General features: G+C 41.2%; 25 protein-coding genes. 1 reads left to right on the forward strand and 24 read right to left on the reverse strand.

Annotated elements, in window-relative coordinates:
• Nucleotides 1-279: 279 nt before the first annotated feature.
• The 18 genes from V1502_RS09370 to V1502_RS09455 all read right to left on the reverse strand — a co-directional run bounded on the left by V1502_RS09370 (nt 280) and on the right by V1502_RS09455 (nt 16,208).
• Nucleotides 280-1,368, reverse strand: coding sequence for an FAD-dependent oxidoreductase (locus V1502_RS09370; protein WP_409254085.1), 1,089 nt, complete (start codon nt 1,366-1,368; stop codon nt 280-282).
• A gap of 151 nt (nt 1,369-1,519) precedes the next feature.
• Nucleotides 1,520-1,765, reverse strand: a complete 246-nt coding sequence (locus tag V1502_RS09375) for a stage VI sporulation protein F (RefSeq protein ID WP_409254086.1) — start codon at nt 1,763-1,765, stop codon at nt 1,520-1,522.
• 612 nt (nt 1,766-2,377) lie between these two features.
• Nucleotides 2,378-3,733, reverse strand: a complete 1,356-nt coding sequence (locus tag V1502_RS09380) for an APC family permease (protein ID WP_409254087.1) — start codon at nt 3,731-3,733, stop codon at nt 2,378-2,380.
• The gene (locus V1502_RS09385) at nt 3,730-4,974 is read right to left on the reverse strand and encodes a nitroreductase family protein (protein ID WP_409254088.1); all 1,245 of its coding nucleotides are present in this window, start codon (nt 4,972-4,974) and stop codon (nt 3,730-3,732) included. Before V1502_RS09385 ends, V1502_RS09380 begins: the two co-directional genes overlap by 4 nt.
• A gap of 326 nt (nt 4,975-5,300) precedes the next feature.
• Nucleotides 5,301-5,843, reverse strand: coding sequence for a hypothetical protein (locus V1502_RS09390; protein ID WP_409254089.1), 543 nt, complete (start codon nt 5,841-5,843; stop codon nt 5,301-5,303).
• Nucleotides 5,840-6,316, reverse strand: a complete 477-nt coding sequence (locus tag V1502_RS09395) for a hypothetical protein (protein WP_409254090.1) — start codon at nt 6,314-6,316, stop codon at nt 5,840-5,842. The genes V1502_RS09390 and V1502_RS09395 overlap by 4 nt, the downstream gene beginning before the upstream one ends.
• Before the next feature lie 190 nt (nt 6,317-6,506).
• A complete protein-coding gene (locus V1502_RS09400; RefSeq protein ID WP_409254091.1) occupies nt 6,507-6,965 on the reverse strand; it encodes a GNAT family N-acetyltransferase in 459 nt (152 codons plus the stop codon).
• A gap of 228 nt (nt 6,966-7,193) precedes the next feature.
• Nucleotides 7,194-7,781 (reverse strand): CDP-alcohol phosphatidyltransferase family protein, encoded by a 588-nt coding sequence (locus V1502_RS09405; RefSeq protein WP_409254092.1) that lies wholly within the window; start codon nt 7,779-7,781, stop codon nt 7,194-7,196.
• 37 nt (nt 7,782-7,818) lie between these two features.
• Nucleotides 7,819-8,763 carry an ABC transporter ATP-binding protein gene (locus V1502_RS09410; RefSeq protein ID WP_409254093.1) on the reverse strand — a complete coding sequence of 315 codons (945 nt, stop codon included), beginning with the start codon at nt 8,761-8,763 and terminating at the stop codon, nt 7,819-7,821.
• A gap of 16 nt (nt 8,764-8,779) precedes the next feature.
• On the reverse strand, nt 8,780-9,580 hold the full coding sequence (locus V1502_RS09415; protein WP_409254094.1) for an ABC transporter permease: 801 nt from the start codon (nt 9,578-9,580) through the stop codon (nt 8,780-8,782).
• A complete protein-coding gene (locus V1502_RS09420) occupies nt 9,577-10,182 on the reverse strand; it encodes an ABC transporter permease subunit (RefSeq protein WP_409254095.1) in 606 nt (201 codons plus the stop codon). Before V1502_RS09420 ends, V1502_RS09415 begins: the two co-directional genes overlap by 4 nt.
• 235 nt (nt 10,183-10,417) lie before the next feature.
• Nucleotides 10,418-11,629: an ABC transporter substrate-binding protein gene (locus V1502_RS09425; RefSeq protein ID WP_409254096.1), complete on the reverse strand. Its 1,212-nt coding sequence runs from the start codon at nt 11,627-11,629 to the stop codon at nt 10,418-10,420.
• 45 nt (nt 11,630-11,674) lie between these two features.
• A complete protein-coding gene (locus V1502_RS09430) occupies nt 11,675-13,102 on the reverse strand; it encodes a dihydrolipoyl dehydrogenase family protein (RefSeq protein ID WP_409254097.1) in 1,428 nt (475 codons plus the stop codon).
• Nucleotides 13,103-13,128: 26 nt separating this feature from the next.
• Nucleotides 13,129-13,767, reverse strand: a complete 639-nt coding sequence (locus V1502_RS09435; RefSeq protein ID WP_409254098.1) for a TVP38/TMEM64 family protein — start codon at nt 13,765-13,767, stop codon at nt 13,129-13,131.
• A 267-nt stretch (nt 13,768-14,034) separates the two neighbouring features.
• A complete protein-coding gene (locus V1502_RS09440) occupies nt 14,035-14,565 on the reverse strand; it encodes a peroxidase-related enzyme (protein ID WP_409254099.1) in 531 nt (176 codons plus the stop codon).
• 177 nt (nt 14,566-14,742) lie between these two features.
• The gene (locus V1502_RS09445; RefSeq protein WP_409254100.1) at nt 14,743-14,988 is read right to left on the reverse strand and encodes a hypothetical protein; all 246 of its coding nucleotides are present in this window, start codon (nt 14,986-14,988) and stop codon (nt 14,743-14,745) included.
• Between the two features lie 29 nt (nt 14,989-15,017).
• A complete protein-coding gene (locus V1502_RS09450) occupies nt 15,018-15,644 on the reverse strand; it encodes a flavodoxin family protein (protein ID WP_409254101.1) in 627 nt (208 codons plus the stop codon).
• 330 nt (nt 15,645-15,974) lie between these two features.
• Nucleotides 15,975-16,208 (reverse strand): glutaredoxin family protein, encoded by a 234-nt coding sequence (locus V1502_RS09455; protein WP_409254318.1) that lies wholly within the window; start codon nt 16,206-16,208, stop codon nt 15,975-15,977.
• 89 nt (nt 16,209-16,297) lie between these two features.
• Here V1502_RS09455 and V1502_RS09460 point away from each other — a divergent pair, with 89 nt between their 5' ends.
• A complete protein-coding gene (locus tag V1502_RS09460; protein WP_409254102.1) occupies nt 16,298-16,978 on the forward strand; it encodes a Crp/Fnr family transcriptional regulator in 681 nt (226 codons plus the stop codon).
• A gap of 169 nt (nt 16,979-17,147) precedes the next feature.
• Here V1502_RS09460 and thrS read toward each other — a convergent pair whose 3' ends face one another.
• The 6 genes from thrS to V1502_RS09490 form a co-directional block, all read right to left on the reverse strand.
• Nucleotides 17,148-19,079: a threonine--tRNA ligase gene (gene thrS / locus V1502_RS09465; protein ID WP_409254103.1), complete on the reverse strand. Its 1,932-nt coding sequence runs from the start codon at nt 19,077-19,079 to the stop codon at nt 17,148-17,150.
• Nucleotides 19,080-19,783: 704 nt separating this feature from the next.
• On the reverse strand, nt 19,784-20,122 hold the full coding sequence (locus V1502_RS09470; RefSeq protein WP_409254104.1) for an HIT domain-containing protein: 339 nt from the start codon (nt 20,120-20,122) through the stop codon (nt 19,784-19,786).
• 5 nt (nt 20,123-20,127) lie between these two features.
• Complete coding sequence (locus V1502_RS09475) at nt 20,128-20,343, reverse strand: hypothetical protein (protein ID WP_409254105.1); 216 nt, start codon at nt 20,341-20,343, stop codon at nt 20,128-20,130.
• Nucleotides 20,344-20,690: 347 nt separating this feature from the next.
• Nucleotides 20,691-21,128: an SRPBCC family protein gene (locus V1502_RS09480; protein WP_409254106.1), complete on the reverse strand. Its 438-nt coding sequence runs from the start codon at nt 21,126-21,128 to the stop codon at nt 20,691-20,693.
• Nucleotides 21,129-21,153: 25 nt separating this feature from the next.
• Nucleotides 21,154-22,080 (reverse strand): hypothetical protein, encoded by a 927-nt coding sequence (locus V1502_RS09485; protein ID WP_409254107.1) that lies wholly within the window; start codon nt 22,078-22,080, stop codon nt 21,154-21,156.
• Between the two features lie 17 nt (nt 22,081-22,097).
• Complete coding sequence (locus V1502_RS09490; protein WP_409254108.1) at nt 22,098-22,943, reverse strand: GNAT family N-acetyltransferase; 846 nt, start codon at nt 22,941-22,943, stop codon at nt 22,098-22,100.
• Between the last annotated feature and the right edge of the window lie 509 nt (nt 22,944-23,452).

Here is a 23,452-nt window from a genome sequence, read left to right on the forward strand (position 1 = left end):
AAATAGCTTCTCTAATTTTTTAGACTACTTGTTTCTATATACCCGATATTTCTTAAGTGAGATAAATGACAAGCTATCCGTGTATTCCTTTAACCAGAACCAACCAGTTGGTACAAAAACACTATAACATGTCATTTTAATGAATACAATCCAAGAATGCTCCAATGTAATCCAGCTTACATTTTATCCTTCATTAGCTATCTTGTAAGAAAAAGGCAGCAAAACGAGCAAATCATGAGCCACCCTGCACATTTCCTGCCTATGTTTGATTTTGCAATCTCACCGGTTATATTGATTAACAAATCTAGTATCAATTTGATTTTTGAGAAACCATGCGGGCTTGCCTGCGTTATAGCGATTCCCATATATAGCAAAACCACGTTTGTTTCCCATTGACAGAATGGATAAATACCTTCTTTGCGGCTTATATAGAAGGCCTTCTCCGTTTTCAAAAAAGCCCTTGATGTTTTCGTATAAAATGGGGCCCTGCCTTACCGCATAAACACCAGTCTTATCCAAACCGGGATAATGAACCATGGAAGCGCAATCTCCTGCACCAAAGATATAAGGGTATTTTTTTACTTGGAGGGTATCTTCGATCAATAGATATCCTTTTGCATCAACAGGAAGTTTGGACAGTCTGAATAAATCAGGTGCTTTTGGCCCTGTTAACCAGATCAGCTCATCAAAATAAAGAGCCCCTCCGCTCGATAATTTTGCCGAATGATGATCAATGCTGGTGATTTCTTCATGTGTTCGCAGGTTGATATTGAGCTTAAGCAATTCATTTTCAATTGCTTTCGAAACTTTATCCGATTTTTGATTTAGCAAAGAGCCAGCCGTTATCAGCGTAACAGGAGTGGTGAATCCATTCCGGTTTCGCCAGGCGGTAAGGGATGCACTTAGTTCAATCCCTGCCGCGCCGCCTCCTGCAATGACGACTTGTGAAGATTTGCGAACAGAATCAATGGTTTCAATGAACTTATAGTTGGGCTTTATAGTATGAACATTGGATGCGGCACCTATCTTGTCAACACCTGCAGTCATAGAGCCTATGTCAAATGAAGCTGCATCGAAGTTGATGACTTCTCCTCCATCTGTCAAGGCGACCTTCTGGTTTGGATCCATAGATAGCACCGCCCCTTCGATCCAGTTAATGTTAGCGGATTCCGCCAATCTTTGAAGGTTAATTCTCATATCATCCTGAGAGTATAGACCCACTGTGTATCCAGAGAACATTCCAGAATAATATTGATATTTAGAAGGAGAGATTAATGTAACCTTGACGTCTTTCAATGGATGCTGCTGCATCCTTTTCACCACATGCAAATGTGAATGACCTCCGCCAATTAATAATAGTTTCTTCATTATTCCAACCTCTCTTTCTGTCTATCCTTTAAGTGTACTGTTTATGGAACGATAAAAACAAATGATGAAGTTTATTTTTTCTGTAATTTATCCCTTCAAGATTCTCAAATAAAAAGGGATAATCCGAATTTCCCGGATTCCCCCTTATCAATTATTTCTTCTTATTCATCATTTTTTGAATTTCATTCATATCTTTGGGGACTTTGCCGCTGGTGATGGCTTGGACAAGCATCTCTTCTTTTTCTCTGGAGACAGGTTTATTGGCAAGTTGAGCCACTTTTTTAATCATTGTTCTCACTTGCTTTTCGTCCTTAAAGTTCGTGTTTTGAAAGGACTGAGCAAGTTTCATGATGTCATCCATTTTAACGCCGGTCTTTTTTTCGAAATTACCAAACATACTGGACCTCCTCTCAAAAGGGTTCTCTATGCATACTATGAGGGAGAAGGGAGCCCTGTATCAACGGACGTCCCGGCCGGAGTAACATTTCCTTTCTTTTTAGCTGTTAAACAAGCCTTGATGCTTCTTTTGCATATCTTGTTAAAAAGAGCTTAATAAGGATTTTATGTTATCCACCCCCATGAGAGGAATGAAAGAAGAACCAATAGGGTTTAGCTTTTTTAAAGTAAAGGTACTGTAGTCCTGGCTGCATTGGGCCTGGGGATCTTGTAAATGGTGTTGACTTTGGATTGGTTTATTGGGCCAATGAGAAATGAAAATCAAAGGGATCCTGGCCCATAAAGTGAATAAATGGGCCAATGAGAAGTAAAAATCGAGTGGTTCCCGGCCCATTAACTGACTTAATGGGAATTGAGGAAATAAATACTGTATTGCCTGATTCATTAAACAGATTTCACTAAATTGTCCTCCATTCTGGCAAGTATTTTTTAAAAACGAAAAACAGTGGTGTGAACATATTGAACGATTACATTCACCTGCTCAAAGAAAATTACCCTTGATACAAAAACAAACCGTCCTATGTCAATTCATAGGACGGTTCTTGTGTCTTTATTATACTGTTTCGGAAGGGCTTTCCTTCCATGCTTTTTCTAACTGTGAGTCGTAATCAAACTGATTCTTTTTCCCTTGGCTTCTGCCGATAAGGAAGATAACGACGCCGACTGCTGTCCAGATCAGAAGAAGTTTAAGAACTGACAGAATCAATGTGTAACTGAAGAACAGCAATACACTTAATGAGAAGATTCCACAGAACATAATCAGCGGCAATTTCGGTTTAATTAGTGCAGTTTCAAACAATTCCCGCTTTACAAACGGCAGGGCAATCATCGCAACTGCATGCCCCATGTACATTAGGAACATCCCTTGAAGTGCTACATTTAACAAGTAATCAAGAGTTCTTGTCCAGATAAGGGCCAGAACAATGATGGTGTTGATTGTAATGGCGATATGCGGTGTATTGAAACGTTTGTTTACTTTTGCAATACCTACAGGGATTACGCGGTCTTCAGCAAATGCGAACAGCATTCTGGAAACGACCATCACCAATGAATTCAATGTAGTGGCAAATGCCATGATGATACCTGTCATAACAATCCATTTTCCACCTGCTGGCAGGTACACAGAAGCTACATCGAACATGGCACTCTGTGATTGGGCCAGTTGATCATACGGTACAACGCCAAATGCGACTATTGAGATCATGAAATAAATAATGACTGTTGCAAATGAACCGATCAGCATTGTTCGAGGCATTGCTTTTTGAGGATCCTTCATTTCTCCCCCTGCCTGTGCGAGCTGCTCGAATCCAAAGTATGCAAAGAAAAGAGATGGCAGTATCGCTACAAAACCGCTCCAGCCATTAGGAAGCATCGGCGAAAAGTTGTCTGTGTCAATAAAGAATACGCCAGGTACTACAAGTACAATAATTGCAACGAAGAGTATAGCCGACATGACAAGCTGTACAACCCCGAACCATTTAACACCAATGATGTTCAAAAGATAAAAGACTAGTAATAATACAGTGGCTAGAATTGCTGTGTTTCCTGCTCCAATAACACCAGAAATGTAATCACCGAATGAAATGGCCATGATCGCCATTACACCCAGCAAAGCAATGTATTGGAACCACATGAACAGGAATCCGGAAAAGTAGTTATTGAATGTACGACTGATGTGGACGTATGCTCCTCCTGGACTGTTTCCAAGCGGTGTGCTCATAAATATCAAGTATGCGAGAGCAGAACATAATAGAACCGGTAAAAGTACTACATAGCCAAAAGGCACCGATGGTCCTGCCTGGGCACCAGCTTCTCCAGTTACCACAAAGATTCCGGAGCCGACCATTCCTCCAATCATTAAGGCATATCCATGCCATTTTCCCAATTCTCGTTTTAATCCGTTTTTCATGATGTTTCACCTTCTCTTTCTGTCATTGTTGTCAAAATTTCTTCTAGTGGTTTTTTATTTATATTCGGTACCTCGCAGTTCTCTGCAGGATATCCGACTGGAAGCACGACTATTGGTAATTCATTTTTAGGCCTCTTTAACAGGTCCCGTAAAAAGGTCATAGGACTCGGTGTATGGGTCAGCATACATAGGTTGGCGTGATGGATGGCACTCATCAGGATACCGGTGTTTACTGACGCAGAAATAAGCGGCCTGGTCTTATTGGAATAAACCGAATCCGGTTCTTCCTTATTGTTTACCTTAAACCCGATAATTAAGAATGGAGCATCCGTCAGGTGGGCTTTTTCCCAGTTAGTACCGAGCGGCTTCAGTACATCTCTCCATTCTTCTGTGATCTTTTCTTCATAAAATTTCTTTTCTTCCTGTTCAGCTTTTTCCCTGATTAATCGCTTGGTCTCTGATTTTGTAATAACAGCAAAGCGGTAGGAATCAGGAAACGGCCTGGACTCCAAGGAATGGAATGCTTTTTGGATAAGCGTGCCATCAAACCCGTCGGTAGAAAAGTCCCTCACATTGCGCCGTTTACGAATACTGTGATAGTAATCCTCTGTGAATTGCTTCTCCCCGCTGTCTACAGAGGAAGAAAGATCTAAGTCAACATCGAAACTTATATGGTCTCCCGGCGGGTGAGCCGGTGAGTCTGTATAAACTTCGGCGATTCCGATGGAAAAAAGCATGAATGGTTCTTCGTTGTCAGGCCGATTCAGGATACTTGTTAAAGATTTCACCGGTTTGTGCAGATTATAATCGAGTCCGGCTTGGTTGAGAGCGGTGATGAAAAACCCTCCGCAAATTCCTGCCGATTCATTCGGATAATAGTGTTTCACTTTTACTGCCTCGCCTGCTTGGTTTTTCACCAGGCCGTGTTTTTGCTTGAATAAGACTACCAGATAAGGGGCGGATAGTAAGGATGTCTGGTTTTCCCCCGCTTCCTGCCGAATTTGTTTCTTCACCTCTTCATTTGATACAAGCACGAACGACCAAGGCTGCTGGTTGGCGCCTGACGGAGAAGTTCCTGCCGACAGGATTGCTCTTTTGATTGTTTCCTCCGGCACTTCTTTCTTTGAGAAAGATTTTACTTCCTTCCTGGGTTTCATTCTGCTGAGGAATTGATCCAGCCGCTGATGCTGTTCCTCTTCACTTAATCTTTCAAACTGTAACTTAATCATCTCTTTTGTCAAAGCCATTCCCCTGCACCTCTATATAAAGAATACAAAAAAGCCCTTCACCCATAAGGGACGAAGTAGCTCCGCGTTACCACCCTTGTTGATGGAAGAATGAACCTCCACCCACTTCATTGTGTGACAGCCTTTACGTGCGCCGTAATTCACTTGTAAGCTGCCTGAATTCACACCACCCATTCAGTCTCTGAAACTGCCCGCTTACCCGCTACTGATTTCGCACACTGCCTTATATGTAATTGCAGTGAATTGCTTCTTCGCTTTAACGCTTTTATGCTTTTATGCGATAAAGTATATTTAGACTATACATTGAACAGCGTCGAGCGTCAAGAGAAAAGTTTATTTTTATTTTCGATCGTTTGCTTTATCTTTTGTTTTTGATTAAATTCAGTCAGGATAAGGTGATAGAAAATAACAAGAGCCGTCTGATTGAATAAATATATGGGTATGGAGAAAAACAACTGGTAGCCATTCCGGTAATGGAATATTCCTGCTTTTTGTGCAGCCCATTCCACACCAATGGCAACCACAGTCCAAATCATAATATAAAGAATATTTTTCATGCCGGTTATCTGTAATTTTTCATAGTAATAAACAAAGAAGTATGCAAAAGGACCATACATAAAATAAGAAATAAAATCGATCAATTGATAGTTTGAAGTGTCATTTACATCATAGAAGTTAAAAGGATCGAGACTGATTGTATGGTCAAAAAACATACCCGAAGTGATTCCGAAAATAAAAAAGATCAGTAACAGAGGCATTTCCATTCTAGGCTTAATCAAAATGATGGCAGCTATACTTAGAGTCAAGATGATGAGTATGAACCATTCATTTTCATTAAATTGATGATCATATATTACTTTCAAACGCACACCCTCTTCATCAGTCTTCTTATAATGTGAAAGGAAATAAACGTTGAAATGAAAAAAAGTAAGTTCGTACCTGTTTGAAGCACAAGGTTCCATTCGTTATACCCAATCAATTCTGCTTTATTGCTGATCCATTCCAAAAGCAGCAAGAACACAGCTCCCCCTGCAAGAATGGCTGATTTCCCGGTTTTCTTCTTTGCCATTAATGTAATATTCAATAGTAAAATAAAAAATAAAGGCAAAATGGAACTTCTGTATAGAATGAACGCAATGAACAAATGCTTTTCAGTTGGCAGCTCAATATATCCCAGGTTAAGGCTCAATATGGAAAAGTGGCTGCGAAGAAGGATAGACTGCACCATAAACACAAAGGCAGCTTCAATGAATAGTACCTTTTTCGGAAGGTAATATAAAACTCCAGATAACAACCAAGTGAGAATGAAATATTGTGTAAGGACTATATTGGCCACTCCCTTATTCTTGATTAGCCCTTAGTATTTGTCGAAGTGGTAATTTCTATTATTTATACGAAAAATGCACCAGAGCAGGTACTGGTGGATTTTGGGCACTTTCCGTATGTAGTGTTGCTTTTAAACTAACGTAGTTGACTCCCACTTTAGGTGGGCGAATCCGTTTCATTCAACCAATTAAAGCCTTTCATTAAGAAAGTTTTTTGGCCATAATGATATTGGTAACCTCATAATTCAATTGCTCATATAGGCCTTTTGCAACCTGATTGTGGCCAAAAACATGTAATTCGATTTTGCTGAAGCCGAGTTCCTTGGCAACCGCTTCGATTTCAATCATAGCTTGTTTTCCATAGCCTTTCCCCTGATGTTCTTCGTTAATAATAATGTCATAAATGTATCCTGTGTCTTCACCGATTTTGGACAGCCAGATGACCCCTGCCGAGGATTTATCATCCCAGATTGTAAAGAGGTAATTATCTTCAGATTCCTCCCTATTGGGAAGAAACTGCTCAAAATCCTTTTTGGAGTTCTCCACGGCTTCTTCTTTGGACCAGTTACCTGCTGCTGCCTTCTCTTTTGCATAATTGTTAACGGCCTTATCTAAATACAAATCAAACTCTTCTGAAGTCATTTTTTTTAATGTAATCATCCAATTCCCCCTGTATCGTTTACTAACTGGTCAGCTGATTTCCCCTATAGGTGTTCGACGGGATTTCAATATAAAAACAATTCTAAAAAAGCAATCCCATTATGTTTGAAGATTTTAAATTTTTCCTTTATCTTACCATTTAAAGTACCTGGATTGAAGGTTACAATCTGACACAATGATAAAGACGCTTCGTATAGAAACGTCTTTGCCCCAGGAGTTTTTATACTGCTAGTCGTCTCCCAATAAGCTTTTAGCCTCGGCCAATCGCTGGAATACTGTGAAAAGTTCTACAGCTAAAAACAGCAAAGTAAGAGGAATTAGAAATCCAGAGAAGATAATCATGAAGGAAAACAAAATGAACCCTTCTGTTCTTTCTGCCAATCCAGGCTGATAATAGAAAGATTTTATTCCCTTCTTCTCAGTCATCATGCCGACCGTCAAAAAGACTGTCATCGCATAAATGATAGATACACTTAACAACAACAACGCCCACATTGCATCAGGGAAGCGGAATGCAAGGCCAAGAATTACGCTTATCTCCACCAATCGGTCAAAACTGACATCGAGGACTGTACCGAAGGCAGATGGTTTTGTCAATCGCGCCATTGTCCCGTCAACTGCATCCAGGAAGCCTGATATCCAAAGGGCGAGCAAAGCAAGAAGCGGCTGATCCAGATAGATAAGCGGTCCGGTAAACATCCCTATAACAAACGCAATTACGGTAACCTGGTTTGCGGTAAAGTTAAGACGTATGAAAGCTTTTGCTGTTTTTTCTATGATAGGCTGGACAAAGCGTCTGCCATGGGTGTCAAGCATGCTGTCACCTCTCTCAGAATGTAATACGCTTCATTGATCAAGTAAGTTTTTTATATAATTCAGCTTTATCATTATTACTAAAAATTTCATCGGAAATAATCCATAGTTCGTCCTGAATCAATGGTCCGCTGACCCTGTATAGGTTTCGCCCGTATTTTTTTATTTTTTCCTGAATTATGACTGTATTTATTCTTTCAAAACCATCGGGGAGGGATCCCTTGTTGATCTGGAAAAGGCTTAAATTTTCTACCGGAATGAATTTGTCTTCTATCATGATGCCTTCAGAAAACAGGTCGGCCACAACCTTGGTTGCCGGCATGTTATATACTTCTTCGGGATCGCCCGATTGTTCAATTTTCCCTTCATGCATGATTGCGATGGAATCCCCCATAAGTTTAGCTTCGTCTTTGTCGTGTGTGACAAAAACAGCGGTCACATTAAACTCTCTTAATCGTTCTGCTACCCATATGCGCATGGAATATCGCAGTTTTCCATCCAAGCTGCTGAATGGCTCATCCAAAAGAAGCAGCTTTGGATTCAAAATCAGAGCTCTTGCCAAGGCTATTCTTTGTTTCTGTCCACCTGATAGTTGATGGGGAAAGCGATTATAGTATTCTTCCATCTCTACTTTTTTAAGCATTTCTTTAGCCTGCTTGAACCGTTCTGCTCTTTTTACCCCGGCTTGCTTTAAACCGAATTCTATATTTTCTATTACGGTCAAGTGGGGAAACAATAATGGGTCTTGAAACATCATGACTACCGGGCGTTTTGCAGCTGACAAGGATGATATCTCTTGATCATGCAGAAAGATTAATCCCTCCTCAGCCGTTTCCAAGCCTGCAATACATCTTAGCAATGTAGATTTACCGCAGCCTGATGGACCGAATAAGCTGAGCACCTCTCCTTCTTTAACCTGCAGATTAATATCTGTGAGAATCTGCTTTCCCTTGATAGTCTTTTGTAATTTTTCTATTTTCAACATGTTCTATGCCCCCTAATTAGCTATATCTGAGAGCCAAACGATATATAAACAGTGACAGCTCCAGAAGGATTATGAAAAAAACGGGCAGCAGCGCAAAAATTACCGCGAAGGCTGCAGTTATGCCATCGTTGACACTGTTAAAGTATGGATAAAACAAGATGGCCAGCGTATTGACAGTACCTCCGCCAATTATTGCCGTCAGTACATATTGGCTTAAGGATATGACGAAAGCAAGTAATGATGCGCTGCGAATGCTCGGCAATATCATTGGGAATGTGATTTGAAAAAATGAAGCCGCTTTGGATGCGCCTAATACGTAAGCTTGTTCTTCCCAGCAGGGTCCCTGCCTGTTGAAAGCTGACGTCAGTATCCGCACAGTATACGGAAGCGACGGGAGAAGGTGAATGAGAATGACACCTGCTATATGATCAGCAAGACCGAGCCTGATCATGATAAGGTGAAGTCCCATTGCGATAGCCAGCGCTGGAATCAATAAAGGAAAAAAGACGGCAGTATTCACCCAGCTCTCCCTGCTCTTTCGACTGAGGACCTTGGCTGCCGGAATGCCCAATAAAAGATTCAAAGCAGTGACCATAAGGCCGATAATCAAAGTATTGTTAAGAGCTTCCCATAATTGCGGTTCCCTGCCGACAGATTCCCAGGCATTCATGCTCCATTGTGAAGGAAACAGCATCGGCCAAATCCATCCCTGTGAAAAGCTTTTGATAACGAGAAAAATAATGGGAAAAACAAATATGATCAAAAGTATTAAAATTGCCGAAGTCTGAATTGCAAAACGGCCGAATTGATAAGTCATGATGTGTTACTCCTCTTCAAGTAGCGCTGTTGTTTGCGGATGAAATGAAAAATCGCATAGGTAAATAAAAGTAAAAAGAAGGTCATAAATATCATAATGGCTTGAGCATGCGGCCTCATACTCCAGTCACCTTCATAGAACCATTGATACGCAAGGATGGCCAGCATTTTTGGATATGTCACCCCAAGTAAAGCCGGAATTTCAAACGCAAACATAATAAAACTGATCAAGATAATGCCTGTTTCGGCTAATACAGGTAGTACCCAGGGCCATTCTACTGTTTTAAAAACTGACCATGTGCCCCCTCCCAGTGTTCGCACAACGTCATTGCGCCGCTTATCGATTTCCTGATAGACAGGAAGAAGCATGAGTACAACAAAAGGTGTTTCTTTCCAGATATAAGACAGAATTACTCCAGAATAATATTCGTTAGAAGTAAGAACAGGAAACTCCTGCATAGAATCTATGAAGTCCAGCTCATAAGCCAAACTTGAAATAAGTCCGGGTTGAGCCCAAAAAGAATAAATAATATATGCACCGATAAAGTGCGGGATTAACATGGGAACCCAAACAATATATTTCCAGGAATCCTTACTGAACAATTGAAACAAACCCCTTGTCAATAACAAGCCAAATAAGAGCGAACAAAGTGTTGATATTGTTGTAACTAGAAGGCTTATTGTCAAAGAGCTTCGGAATTCTTCGAGAGCCAGTATATTTATATAGCTGTCCATTCCTGAAGAAAGACTTTCAAATACAGCCAACATAAGCCCTACAGTGGGAAGGAGTATTAAAATAATTCCTGCAGGAAATACAGTTGCAGCACGTCCTGCCAGTTTACCGCAAGACTTCATCTTCCCAACTCTCCCTAATCCAGTCAGTGTAGTCTGTATGCAATTCTTGCAACACATCTTGCGGTTTGACAACAGAAGTACCTGTGAAGTCCTTGAGGTTCTTCACTTGCTGTTCACTCAGTTTTTCAAGATCGATAATTGTCCCTTCCCCCCATAGAGCAGGATTCGCTTTTGCTATTTGTGCCTGGGGCGACATGAAAAAATTAATGGCCGCCAAAGCACCTGAAGCGTTTGGAGAATTAAAAGGAATGCTCAGATAATGTGCATTCCCTATAGATCCAGGTTCTATCACAAGAGATTTGGTTGTGTCAGGGAAAGTGCCGTCTTCTATTAAACTTGCAACCCTTCCTTCATTGAATCCCATTGTAAATGCTACTTCTCCCTGAGAATATAATCTGTCAAGTTCAGAAAGTGATCCAGGATAAGTCTCTCCCTTCCGCCACAAATCCGGTTTAATTTCGTTCAAGTAACTCCAAATCTCTTCTTGATAATCAAATTCATCAATGTCTGATAAAGAGTCAAGTTCGGTAGCGAACTCATATATCAAGTGCCGGACGAAAGCATTACCGGTAAAATCATTTGCAGCAGGATATGTGAATTGTCCCGGGTTGGAGTGGATCCATTCTGCCAGCTCCTCAAAAGTAGTAGGGGGGGCATCCACCTTGTCACTATCGTAATGGAAGACGAATTGCACTTTCCCCCAAGGAGCTTCCATTCCATCAATAGGTATTCCCATATCTTTAGAGACATAAGGAAGGGTTTTATCTACATAACGATTGTAATTCGGCAGTATGTCGATGAATGATCCAAGAAGAAGGTCATTCTCTTTCGCGTTCCTGAAATTTTCACCATTGATCCAGATAATATCGATGGTTCCTTCTGATTTATTCGCTTTCTTTTCTGTCAATAATTTTGACATGAAATCTTCTGTGTTCATTGGGTGCCTGATTAATTCTATATCATGTTTTTCTTTCAGTTCGGGAGCGGCAAATTCATCAATATAACGGTTGATCCCTTCATCCCCGCCCCACATATACATATGCACCTCAGTACCTCTGGATATTTCTTTAAGCTCGTTCCATTCCATTGACAGAGCTTCCTGACCTGGCTGGGATGCAGCAGGGTCACCGCAGGCAGCAAGGACTAGCAGGAGTGCCGCTGCCCAAAAAATAGCTGATTTTGCCAATTGAATCACCTCTTTCTTAAATGTTTGGAATGGTATCTAATCGAGCCAAGCCATTCATCGAAACCATTGAATGAATTTTTTCGTCAGTTTCGGTATCCTTCCATTGAACAATTTTTCTCTCCAGTATAGATCCGCCGCTTGCTGCAAGATGGCTCCGTGAGTGGGATAAGGATGAATGACACTAGAAATGCTGCCAATTTTCTTTCCAATGGTTTTGGCGAAAATGATTTCCTGCATCCAGTCGCCTGCATCTTTACCGACAGCGTGAGCTCCAAGAATTTTGCCTTTTTTATCCGTTATGATCTTCACTAGTCCAATGTCTTCCCGTTCAGCGGCAAACCGGTCCGTGTCTTTGACATCCACTGTAAAAGTGCGAATGGAGTTACCATACTTAGTTTTGGCTTCCTCTTCCGTCTCTCCTAAATGAAAAACTTCAGGATCTGTATAGGTCACCCAGGGCACATTTTCGTAGTTCACCTTGCCTTTAATCCCGAACAAGGCGTTTCTGACAACCAATTTCCCTTCCATACCCGCTGCATGGGTGAAAGGAAATGTTCCATTTGTATCGCCAATAGCAAAAATTGTAGGAATGGAAGATTGCAAGTATTGGTTCACCTTGATGGCTCCTTTGCTCGTTTCGACGCCGATTTGCTCCAGATTCAACGAAGCGATGTTCGCCTTTCTTCCTGCGGCTACAAGTATCTGGTCCACAGTAATAGTCTCCTTTTGACCACCACTTTCCAAGACAGCCTCCATCTCGCTGTCCTTCCTTCTCACTTTTGTTGTTTCTGTATTGTATTTTATAGTTAATTCTTTTTCTAATTGGGATTGAATAGTTCGAGCGACCTCTTCATCTTCTTTTTTAAATAAGGCTGGGCCCCGCTCAGTGACTATGACTTCAGTGCCAAATCTGGCAAAGGCCTGCGCCATCTCCAGCCCCACCGGTCCTCCCCCAATAACAAGCATCCTTTTTGGGGTATGATCCAGATCAAAAATGGTTTCATTCGTCAGATAAGGGACCGAGGAAAGGCCATCAATCGGAGGGATATTCGGGCTTGAACCCGTGGCAATGACAATTCTCTTCCCCTTTATTGTCCTTCCATCGCCTATCGATACAAGATGCTGGTCTTCAAATTTTCCGATTCCTCTATAAATGCTTATACCAAGACGTTCAAACCTTTCTTTGCTGTCATGGTCCTGTATCTGAGCAATTGCATCTTTCACTCTTTTCATCGCGATACTAATATCCGATTGGCCATGAAGGGACAATCCCAATTCATTGGCAGTTTTGGTCATGGTATATGTTTCTCTTGCTGCGTTAATAAGGGCTTTAGAGGGAACGCAGCCATAATGAAGACAGTCTCCTCCCAAAAGCGGTTGTTTTTCAACCAGAGCAACTTTCGCCCCAAGGCTGGCCGCACCTGCAGCGACGGTGAGCCCTCCCGCGCCGCCGCCGATGACGACGATGTCGTATTCTTTCATATCAGCAGTCTCCTTTTTCACTGGGGTTATCCTTGTTTTTTCTTCATTTTGTTCCTTATCAAAAGAGGTACAATCATGAGCGTAATAAATACGGCTGATGCTAGTAAGAGGATTTCTGGATTTCCTGCTACAAGGCTGCTTCCGAGGAAATTATAAGCAAAAGTTCCCGGAATGATGCCTAAAAAGGTTCCAAGAGCAAAGGATGACAGCCTTACTTTTGATAAGCCGGCAGAGTAGCTGATCAAATCAAAATTAAACAAAGGAATGAACCGCAGAAACAACACATAAAAGAATCCATTCTTCTCTAACTGTCTTTGTATTTTTTGCTTATTGCCTTTCCATTCTTTAGCCGCGATGTTTTTACCGAAGTATCTGGCAACGAGGAACGAAAGGACCGCTCCCCCTGTTGCCCCAATGATGGTGTACAAAGTACCTTTAAATGCACCAAAGGCCAACCCGCCTGCTATGGATAAGACTGATGCTGGAAAAAGGATTAAAGGTCGTAAAATGTAGATAACCACATAAAATATTGAGGAGAAAATACCGAATGAAAGAATCCAATCTCTGATTTCCGTTGGGCCGATCGATAAAAAGGAATGGCTGAACCATACAAGGAACGCAACCAGTGAGAGCATTAGGGTATAGGTAACTATTTTCTTTTTCAAAGTAATAACTCCCCAAAAATATTATTTTCCACATTATATACTGACAGCTGTCTGGAGTATGTAAGGTGAATTACACTCAAGGCTGTTATAGTGAGCTATTAGAGACGCGGGTGTTACAGCTGAAATAATTGAAACTGATAAAAGCTTGGCGACGTCTTCCAATTAGGAAAACTGAATATCGGCCATGTCAGTATGTTCAGGGCCCTTCCCACATAAAAAAGCTGGCTCATAACAGGGTTTTCCTCCTGCTGAGACAGCTTTCTTCGGTTATTGCTCCTCGAGCTTTACCCCAAGACCTTCAGCCATGCGGTTGACAAAATTGAAATAGGAAGCAATTTGACAAACATCCAGTATTTCCTCGTCGCTGCAGCCGCTTTCTCTTAATGTTTCAACATCAGCATCTTGAACACTATGCGGTTTTTTGGTCAATTTTACAGCGTAATCCAGCATGGCTTTTGTCTTATGATCAAGGTCGAGGCTTCTATAATCTCTTTTGAGCCCCTCAACCAAATGTTCGTCTTTCGTCACAAGATGGAGCGCCGCCCCATGATGTTCCATTCAGTAAAAACATTCATTGGTTGATGAGACAACGACCGCAATGCTTTCCCTCGTTTTCCGGCTGAGTGGAGATTTACCAAACATAATGACTTTATAATAGTTCAGATGGGCATCAAGAGACCCCGGGTTCAATGATTGAACCTTTAATATGTTTGCCATTTTACCATTGAAACGTTCGTAGAGTTCTTTTAGTTTTCCTTCCGCTTGGTCCTCGGAAATCATTCTAATCCTTGACTCCATACTTTCACCTGCCTTCCCGCATTGTACTAAAAAGTCTAAGGGAACGACTGTTTTCTGTCAATTCAGAAAACAGGATTAGGCTTTTTCCGGAATTCGCTTTAAGAGTGAAAAATTATTTCTCTTCGGGTTATTTGATGCCGAGTAAAACCCCGCGTTGTTGGCGGGGTTGAAATGGCCCTACTGTTTCGTAATAGGAATTAAACAAGTAATAAAATTCAGGATTGAATTCTTGATCTCTATTAAATTCCTTAAGGATGAACCGTTCCAAAACCAGATGGTATGTGCTAAATGCCAATCAGGCGGACTGACATCCGGATGTGATTTAATAATGAAGTATTCTTTTCCGAGTGAATTCACTAGAGACATCATTACGGCAAGAATATCTGTAAAACGTTTTCGGTTAAGCTTTTTTTCAGTCTTCATTTCATTTTTCCCAATCCCTTGTTTGCTATTTATTTCACGACATTTCCTTCTGCAGGAATTGGCTGCTGTTTTAGGATCCTTGCAAAGTGGATCAAGTTATAAGCCATGATTTTTGCGTGCTGCATGGTGAATTCGTTCTCGTTTCCATTGGCTTCAATGTAAGATGGGCCTGGCCCTGCTTCTCCCACCCAATATGTATCAACATTTGGAGGGATCGTAAATCCAATGTGAGACAGTCCATAAAGAATGGATGCTGAAGCTTGTTTCGCACCATCTTCATTTCCTGTTGCAATGGCTCCTCCCACTTTGTTATAGAAAAGATATTGGCCTTTGTCATTGGTTAAACCGCTGGCCCCATACAGTCGTTCGATTGCCAGAGTCGCAATACTGCTCTTTTCACCGAGCCAAATAGGAGTGCCGATGACAAGAATGTCTGCTTCCTTGACCTTTTCAAACACTTCCGGCCATTGATCCCCATCCCCTGCATCTGGAGTGATACCATAGGATATGGAGTAGTCGGACAGGCGGACGATTTCAGAAGAAACGCCTTCCTTGTCCATAATGTCTATGACGTCATGAATGAGTGCTTCGGTGTTGGACTGCTCTTTTCCGCCTTTCAAGGTGCAGTTAAGAAACAATGCTTTAATCATTCTCATCTTCCTTTCATTGATGGGCTTAATTTCCTGGTTCTCAGCACCTATTCCCTGGTCATTAGCCCATTAAACAAGCCAATGTGTCAATCATTCCCTGAAAGGGAAAAGATGTTTATTTATTGCTTAATATTTGTAGAAGTTGATTTCCACTCCAACTGTGCGACTCCGAGGGGCTGGGTTACGTTCCAGTGGGTACGTAACCTCGGGTGCTGCAACTGGATTGTGGGGTCTCACCTGTCATCAAAAGTGAAAGCGCCACATTCAGCCCCGACAGGCAAATGTTCCGACATAAACAACAATTAGAAAATGTTCTAAGATAAGGGAGTAAGCAAATTACCGAACATGGCCTTTTGTTGACAGATAGGAGTAAATCTCACTACCTACAAAGAAACAAGAATCCATTCTTAGGACAGGTACGATAATTTCACCAAGCTCTTTCAGCAGAATCTCTGAGTCTTCGGCATCTTCAAAAATATTCTTCTCCTCATAATCCAATTGCCGGGCATTCAGTAGCTGTTTGACTTTAAAACATTCCCTGCAGCCATCCATCGTATATAATAGAATAATGGAAACGCACCTCCTGACTACACTCTAGCAAACAGAGGCCAAATAACTGTAAGGGAGATTACATGTGTGTAAAGAAAGGGTAGATTGACGTGGATAAAATGATGATGCTGTCACAGATTAGCCTTCTGGATGAGCTTCCAATGAGCGAACTAAAATTAATCGATGATCTGAGTGACATGAAACCTATAAAAAAAGGAACACATATAATCACTCCTGAAAAACCGATGAAAGCCCTGTTCTTCTTAAAAGAAGGGCAAATCAGGCTGTACCGGATGAACGCCCAAGGTAAACAATTTACAGTCGATATACTGACAAGCGGAAATATCTTCGGGGAGACTTCCTCCTTGTCACTGACAGATGATCAAATATATGCAGAGGCAATGGTTGATACTTATGTATGTATTATGGGAGTGGATGAATTCGAAGGGTTCATTGAGAAGAATCCGAAAATTGCCATTAAACTGATCAATATTCTCTCAACCAGACTGAAAGAGCTATATTCACTCAGTGAAAAAATTGCCTTGAGTGATGTAAAATACCGGTTATTATATCTACTTCTTAAATTAAGTGAAAAGACAGGCAAGAGGAAAAAAGAGTGGCAGACGATCAACATGAAGCTGACTCACGCAGATCTGGCAAATATGATCGGTTCAACCCGCGAAACGACAAGCAGCATGATCAGTCAGTTGAAGAAAGAAGGATTGATTAAGAAAACCCTGAAATTTTCCGTGAATGCTGATAAAGTTGATGAATTGTTGAATCAAATGTAGGCTCTTCGGGTTGTCTTGTATCCCAAGCTGCTGAGGCTAATACCCTAACTCAAACGACTAAGTGCCCAAAAACTGCGAAAGCTTGTAATTTGCAAGGCAGTTTTAAAACAATATAGGGGTGCCGCCAGCGTGAACTAGCAGGCGGCCCCCCCTGTAAATTAATGAATTCTCAATTTTTAGACAAACTTAGGCTTTTGTCTCTTATTTGTTGCTTTACCCTTGCAATAAAAACTTCCAGCTTTTCTTCTTGGGAATTCTGTTCTCCATAACTTCTCACATTCACTGCCTGATTTTCCTGCTCTTTATCCCCCACTACCAAAACGTAGGGAACTTTCTTCATCTGCGCTTCTCTTATTTTATATCCTAATTTTTCTTCTCTCAGATCGCTTTCAACACGAAAACCTTCTGCTTTCAGTCTGCTTCTGATTTCCTCGCAATATTGTCCGTGAACATTATTTGACACTGGAATTACGCTTATCTGCAGCGGTGAAAGCCAAACCGGGAATGCACCTGCAAAGTGTTCAATGAGGATTCCCAAGAAACGGTCAATTGAGCCGAAGACTGCGCGGTGGATGACGACGGGCCTTACTCTTTGGTTGTTTTCATCAATGTAGTGAAGGTCGAATTTCTCCGGCATCTGGAAATCAAGCTGTACAGTAGCGCATTGATGGCTGCGTTTCAAAGCATCTTTGATATGGATGTCGATTTTCGGTCCATAAAAGGCACCGTCTCCTTCATTGATTCTGTATTGATAACCTAAATTCGCTAAAACATTTTTAAGAGAGTCTTCTGCTCTGTCCCACAGTGCTTCTTCCCCCATATAATCCTCCGGTCTAGTCGAGAGCTCGATATCATAGTTAAAGCCAAAAGTCCTATAAACATGATCAATCAGCTGTAGAGCGGAAGTGATTTCCTCTTCGATTTGGTCGGGAGTTACAAAAATATGGGCGTCATCCTGACAGAAAGTCCTCACTCTCAACATGCCGTTCAATGCCCCGCTGAACTCATGGCGATGGACCTGGCCAAACTCAGCCATTCTGATGGGAAGGTCCCGGTAAGAATGAAGTTTATCTTTAAAGATCAACATATGTCCCGGACAATTCATCGGCTTAAGTGCAAAACTTTGGTCATCCACTTCGGAAAAATACATGTTCTCCTTGTAATGATTCCAATGTCCTGATTGCTCCCAAAGCTTGCGGTTCATCATGATGGGTGTCCTGACTTCCTCGTAGTCAAAGAAATTCTGTATTTGTCTCAAGAACGACTCCAGTTCATTGCGGATCTTTTGACCGTTATTCAAATAAAATGGCATACCGGGAGCTTCTTCTGAGAACATGAATAAATCCAATTCATTTCCAAGCTTACGGTGGTTACGTTTTTGCGCCTCCTCCAGAAAGACGAAATGCTCATTCAATGCTTCTTGTGAAGGGAAAGCAACACCGTATACACGCTGCAGGACCTTGTTATTGCTGTCTCCCCGCCAGTATGCGCCTGAAACATGAGTTAATTTGAAAGCTTTGACCATCCCTGTTGATGGCAGGTGCGGACCCCTGCATAAGTCGACAAATTCACCTTGCCTGTAAATGGAGAGAATATCTTCATCTGGGATATCCTTCAGTAATTCCACTTTAAGAGGATCGGAGGCAAAAAAGGCTTCTGCCTCTTTTCTGGATAGTTCTTCCCGACTTATCGGATGGTTTTCAGAAATAATCTTTTTCATTTCCTTCTCGATCTCCACCAAATCAGATTGGGAAAGACTCTTTTCGAGGTCTAAATCGTAATAAAATCCATTTTCTATGACTGGACCAACGCCTAATTGGACATTTCCATACAAACGCCGAACCGCTTGTGCGAGGATATGGGCGGCGCTGTGTCTCGTCATCTCAATACCTTCTTTAGATTGGACTTCAAATAGTTCAATGAAGGCATCGTTTTCTAGAGGCCTGTTCAGATCGAACAGAGCTCCATTCACTTTGCCCCCTGCCGCTCTTTTCTTCAAGCTGGGGCTGATCGATTGAGCAATATCAGCCAGTGAAACTCCTGCCGGGTAATTCTTTTCTTTTCCGTCTGGAAACTTGATGATGATTTCCTTTTGTACCATGCTCATTTCACTCCCAAATAGTTTAGTAAATAAAAAACACACCCATCCCTGTATAAAGGGACGAGTGTGTGTTGGCCCGTGGTTCCACCCAGCTTCCCGCCAAATGAAATGACGGCTTCGTTTTGCTTTATCGCAGCATCTGCGGTATTGGTTACTAAGGAGTTCCCCAATACGGCTCAAAGGCGGTAAGTGTTTTCTTCTGCGTTGGGAAGCTTGCAGCCTTGACTTCCCTCTCTGTAAACCAGTAAGAAAACCTCATGTCCTTGTCATCACTATGTTTTATTAAATTCTTAAAAAATAAAAAACACACGCATCCCTGTAAAGGGACGAGTGTGTTTTAGACCCGTGGTTCCACCCAGCTTCCCGCCAAAAAGACTTGACGGCTTTAGGTGCTTTATCGCAGCAGTACGGTATTGAGTACTTTGATTTCATCAATACAACTCCAAGGCGGTAAGTGTTTTCTCCGGGCTGGGAAGCTTGCAGCCTTGGCATCCCTCTCTGAGAACCGGTTAAGAAAACCTCATGTCCTTATCAACGTTTCATATAAATTTTTTTATTAATATATAGCTTCTTTCGTTAAAAGTCAATCTTAAATTTCAAAAAAATTATTTCAAAGCAGAATTTTCGGTCATATTTGTATGGAGTCAATCTTTTATCAGTCTGTTCTATACGTATGGTCACTACACCGGATGTCAGACACTCTTTTAAGACCTAAAATTCAATGATTCTCCCGATACTATATGCCAGTGAAGGTGTTTTGAATCCTGGTATTTCCCCAGATTGGTTATCACTTTGCAGGAGCCATGTTTTTCTGTAATTTCCGCTGCAATTTCTTTGATGACCAACATGAGTTCCAGCAGCAAAGAATGGTCACTCTCGTCGAGGGTGATCAGGGAAGAAATATGTTTCTTTGTAATGGCCACGATATGTAAGGGATAGAATGGTCTGGTATGATGATAAGCCAGCACGTTTTCTGTTTCTTTCACTTTCTCTACTTGTGTATTTCCGCTTAAAACTTCATCACAATAAAAATCATTTGTCATTTTATTTACCTTTGCTTTCTTGCAGGATATATTACTGCTTTCATCAGAAGGAGTCCTCCACCGCTACAAGCCATGATAAATAATAGAATAAGGATATCTAGGTTATGGAAGGATACAAGTTCATGGGTTGAACGGCTGACATCGAAAAGTCTGATCACTATTCCTATGAATGTTGAAACAAGCATCAATAGCAGGACGGTTCTTTTTTGTTGAGAAGTCAAGTATACCCACTCCTTTTACTTTCTTACTATTTAGACGATTTCAGAAACGAAAGGGTTTCATATACTGACAAGATTTTTAGAGCTGTTTTGCAAATGATTAGAACATGATTTCCATATAATCAGAGAAATAATGTACGAAAAAAGCAGTTATTAGGACATCACGTTAAAATATGCACGTAATGATGCCCCAATAGTGTGTGAATTAATACTTCCTTTTTTACATAATGCCCCTCTGTAAAAAAGCAGCTTCAATCCTAATGATTCATGCATCCTGTGAGGCTCCTCTAATGCCTTGCACTCTCATCAAGAACTAGTGTACAAGTTTGTTTTTCCCGCCTGATTAGTAATCAGCTATGTACAAGTGACGCTCTTAAAGTATTCACTCCGTTTTCAGTATAGGCTTTTAAACAGGTTAACATGTAGACCCACCCTGCTTTTTGGCCAAGCATTCTCTCTAAGTCAGGATTTTCACTAAAACCGGATTCGGTCACACTGATAATCGTCGATTCTGAATCCTGCTCCTTAAGCTTAATAGTAACGGTCGTGGGCTGATCAGGATCCCCCCATGTGAAGACGATTTTTGCAGGATCCTGAACTTCCAATACATATACAATTCCTTCTGCATTATATTCCTCATACCGCCATGTAATGGTTATTCCTTCTTCCATTCTCTCAGATCCAGATGAAAACCAATAATTAGCCATTTGTTCTGGATTCACTATTGCTTGAAATACTCTTGATGCGGGACTTTGGATTTTCATGGCCGTTGTTAAACTGTTTTTCATTTTGAAAACTCCTTTTTCACAAAAATTATATATTTCTGTATATGTCCATTCTATATCCATCTTGATTCCACGATTTCATAACTTGTTCTACAGGCAAGACCTGCCAAGGGTTGAACATCGTTTGGCCGTGTTTATTGAAGCAATAACGGCTGTTTAACAGGAAAGCCGCATGAACAGCCTGCTCCTGCTCGTTTTTCCAAACCAACACATCCCTATCCTTCAAATGATCGCAATGGTGTTGAAAATATTGATGCTGTTCCAGCAGGTTAAAAAACCTGTCAGGGTGCATCCATTCCTCAATGATATTGGGATCCCTCGAAAATCCTGCGGCAGTGGCGGCAAGACAATTAGGACCGTTTTTAGTGGAAAATGTGTCTAAGAAAGGTGCAAGGAAATCGTATTCTATTTGCAGCCGATGCCGGTGGACTTCATACAGCCCTGCATATACAGCTCTATCATCGCTCCACAATGATGCGTAATTCAATAGGAAATGAGTTTGAATTTCCAGGGGCAGCAATCTCAAAAGAAATCTTTGAATCATATATACTTTTACATTTTTATCATCATCAACATACGAGGACTCTTCAAAAATTTGGAATGTGTTTTCGTTTCTTGTTTTTAAAAGAGAGGCCATTTCTTCTTCCGAAAAGACCAGCCCCCTTCCAAGCTCCCATTGCTCTTTGATAATTTGCTTCTTCTGATGCTTGGCCAGTTTTAAAAAATCATCATTATTAATTATGGTGTAATAATTTGCTTCTTTACTTACTCCCCAGGTTGCAAAAGATGTTTTGTCATCCAGTGAGAAGGTTTGTGAGGTATGTGGTGTGAACACCCTACAGGCTAAGAAATCCGGCTGGTTTTGAAAAAATAAAATGTCATATCCGGGAACAAGACGCTCTCTCCACTTTCTTAATACCTCATCTGTCAGGACGTAGCCATGTAGTTGTTTCATAAAGACTCCTCTGCATTTCAATTGATATATTTACGATAGACCTCAGTATGCTGAAGAAACTTGAAGCCAGTACTGTAATATAAATTTTCAGCTGCTGTATTGTTATCCATATAGCTAATACGGATTTCCTCATACCCCTGTTCAAGCATACTGTTCACCGCAAACTGAAGCGCTTGCCTTCCCAGTCCTCTCCCTTGATAGTAAGGGGAAACCATTAAATTAACCACCTCACCTTTACCGATGGAAACAGACGCCATAATTTGATTTCCGTCCATGAGTACATAGACATTCTCCGGATCTCTCAATTGATAGGTCCTCACACTTTCCGGGGAAGCGAGATATGGTTTCAGATCGTTTGATTTTTGGATGTGATAATAGCAGTCCTGAACGACTTTCACAAATTGGTCGAAGTGTTTATCGTTATAAAGCTCAAACTCTGCTTCTGGTTCTGGTAATGAGCTTCCTTTATAAAACAGACCCGCTGAGCCCCACCACTTTTTCAATCCATTTTTCCGGCAAAAAGAAGAAGGGCTCATCCCGTTATCCACTTGTAAATGATATGTAAGGACGTCCTGGTTCTCTCTTTCAGCATAAGCTGATAATTCACGAAACAACTCGGTCCCGATTCCTTTATTGCGGTAAGAAGGTTTCACGTAAATAGTAAGGTCCGCCTGCTTTTCTCCGCTCTCATTCACCGACAAAACTGCATATGCAGCACCCTTCACCTCTCCCTCTACGTAAAGAATGAAGAAGCCGGCATCCCTTTCAATTTCTTCTATATTTATAACTTTATAGCCGGTATCAATGGTTGAAAAAAATTCATCAACAGCAGAAAAATCTGAAGGAGTATAGTGTTTAATCATTAGTTACAACTCCGTTTAATTCGGTTATTAGAACTCTTCTATATATAAGGGGAAAACTCCTTTAAATGAATAGATCCAACTTTGGAGTCATCTGCAGATGTGAATAACACAACTTGCAGATTAATAGAGTTTTTCTGCCATTCACCTTATAAAGCTATGCTCCAAAAAACCGTGTTGCTTGGGGCAGAAAATTATTCGAGGTACATCATTTCATCAAAAATACAAAATGATTAGGGGCGCTCGTTCAGCGAAGTACATCATTTCAACAAAAACCAAAAATGATGAGGGTCGCTTGTTCAGCGAGTTACATCATTACAACATACAAATAATAAGATGAGGGTCGCTCGGCCCGCGCGGTAGGTCATTGCCTCAAGAGGCCCCAAATGATGTATTGCGCTCGCCCAGCAGAGTTCCTCTTCCCCAACCTGCAGACTCTCATCCGAAAGGCTGAAGTTTTAATGAATTGTCATGGATTTTCAGGCTTATATTACCAGCATCCAACGCACTAG

This window comes from Rossellomorea sedimentorum (genome assembly GCF_046237645.1).
GTDB classification, from domain to species: Bacteria; Bacillota; Bacilli; order Bacillales; family Bacillaceae_B; genus Rossellomorea; species Rossellomorea sedimentorum.

What these genes read in the sequence shown, in the direction of transcription:
- V1502_RS09370 (WP_409254085.1), bottom strand. Translation starts at nt 1,368, where the DNA reads ATGAAGAAACTATTATTAATTGGCGGAGGTCATTCACATTTGCATGTG.
- V1502_RS09375 (WP_409254086.1), bottom strand. Translation starts at nt 1,765, where the DNA reads ATGTTTGGTAATTTCGAAAAAAAGACCGGCGTTAAAATGGATGACATC.
- V1502_RS09380 (WP_409254087.1), bottom strand. Translation starts at nt 3,733, where the DNA reads ATGAAAAACGGATTAAAACGAGAATTGGGAAAATGGCATGGATATGCC.
- V1502_RS09400 (WP_409254091.1), bottom strand. Translation starts at nt 6,965, where the DNA reads ATGATTACATTAAAAAAAATGACTTCAGAAGAGTTTGATTTGTATTTA.
- V1502_RS09405 (WP_409254092.1), bottom strand. Translation starts at nt 7,781, where the DNA reads ATGCTTGACACCCATGGCAGACGCTTTGTCCAGCCTATCATAGAAAAA.
- V1502_RS09410 (WP_409254093.1), bottom strand. Translation starts at nt 8,763, where the DNA reads ATGTTGAAAATAGAAAAATTACAAAAGACTATCAAGGGAAAGCAGATT.
- V1502_RS09415 (WP_409254094.1), bottom strand. Translation starts at nt 9,580, where the DNA reads ATGACTTATCAATTCGGCCGTTTTGCAATTCAGACTTCGGCAATTTTA.
- V1502_RS09430 (WP_409254097.1), bottom strand. Translation starts at nt 13,102, where the DNA reads ATGAAAGAATACGACATCGTCGTCATCGGCGGCGGCGCGGGAGGGCTC.
- V1502_RS09445 (WP_409254100.1), bottom strand. Translation starts at nt 14,988, where the DNA reads ATGAAGACTGAAAAAAAGCTTAACCGAAAACGTTTTACAGATATTCTT.
- V1502_RS09450 (WP_409254101.1), bottom strand. Translation starts at nt 15,644, where the DNA reads ATGAGAATGATTAAAGCATTGTTTCTTAACTGCACCTTGAAAGGCGGA.
- thrS (WP_409254103.1), bottom strand. Translation starts at nt 19,079, where the DNA reads ATGGTACAAAAGGAAATCATCATCAAGTTTCCAGACGGAAAAGAAAAG.
- V1502_RS09470 (WP_409254104.1), bottom strand. Translation starts at nt 20,122, where the DNA reads ATGACAAATGATTTTTATTGTGATGAAGTTTTAAGCGGAAATACACAA.
- V1502_RS09480 (WP_409254106.1), bottom strand. Translation starts at nt 21,128, where the DNA reads ATGAAAAACAGTTTAACAACGGCCATGAAAATCCAAAGTCCCGCATCA.
- V1502_RS09485 (WP_409254107.1), bottom strand. Translation starts at nt 22,080, where the DNA reads ATGAAACAACTACATGGCTACGTCCTGACAGATGAGGTATTAAGAAAG.
- V1502_RS09490 (WP_409254108.1), bottom strand. Translation starts at nt 22,943, where the DNA reads ATGATTAAACACTATACTCCTTCAGATTTTTCTGCTGTTGATGAATTT.